Origin of the sequence: Streptomyces fulvoviolaceus (genome assembly GCF_000718165.1) — a bacterium.
Taxonomy (GTDB): Bacteria; Actinomycetota; Actinomycetes; order Streptomycetales; family Streptomycetaceae; genus Streptomyces; species Streptomyces fulvoviolaceus.
This window is the reverse complement of sequence record NZ_JOEY01000155.1, coordinates 1-789: the sequence shown is the minus strand read 5'-3', so window position 1 is coordinate 789 and position 789 is coordinate 1. Positions and strand designations below refer to the sequence as shown.

Genomic DNA, 789 nt, shown 5'->3' with positions numbered 1-789 from the left:
CTGCGGCTGGGCACCGGGGTCGTAGGGCTGACCGATGAGGACGGGCGCGTGGCCGGTGTGCAGCTGGGCACCGGCGAGGTGCTGCCGGCCGATGTGGTCGTGGTCGCGATCGGTGCGAACCCGGCGACGGAGTGGCTGGCGGACTCCGGGCTGGAGCTCGACAACGGCGTGGTGTGTGATTCCCGGTGCCGGGCGGCGGAGGGGATCTATGCGGTCGGTGATGTGGCCCGCTGGCAGCACGAGGGGCTGGGCCGGCTGATCCGTATGGAGAACCGGACCAATGCCACCGAGCAGGCCATGGCGGTGGCCGGGGCGATCCTCGGCGAGGACAAGCCGTATGCGCCGGTGCCGTACTTCTGGACCGATCAGTACGACGCGAAGCTGATGGTGCACGGCTTCCTGCCCGCCGACGCCGAAGTGGACGTCGTAGAGGGCGACTTGACCGCGCGTCGCTTCGTCGTCCGCTACCGCCAGGACGGCCGGGTCACCGGTGTCCTGGGCTGGAACATGCCCAAGCAGACCCGTCTGCGCCGCCAGGAGGTCGTGGATGGCCTCCAAGAAGTCCCCACTCACTGAACGGTCAGGAGAAATCCCATGAAGGTTGTCGTCGACGAGGACAAGTGCGTCGCCGCCGGGCAGTGCGTGTCCGCCGCCATGGACGTGTTCGACCAGCGCGAGGAGGACGGCATCGTCGTCGTCCTGAACGAGAACCCGCCCGCCGAGCTGGCCGACGACGTCCGCACCGCGGCCGCGGTCTGCCCCGCGCTGGCCATCCGCATCGAGGAATAG

At 69.3% G+C, this 789-nt stretch carries 2 protein-coding genes; both read left to right on the top strand.

Going from position 1 to position 789, the window contains the following annotated elements:
• A partial coding sequence (locus IG08_RS0153280) for an FAD-dependent oxidoreductase (protein WP_030622143.1) occupies positions 1 to 576 on the top strand: 576 nt, incomplete at its 5' end.
• A gap of 18 nt (positions 577 to 594) precedes the next feature.
• Positions 595 to 789, top strand: a complete 195-nt coding sequence (locus tag IG08_RS0153275; protein ID WP_030622140.1) for a ferredoxin — start codon at positions 595 to 597, stop codon at positions 787 to 789.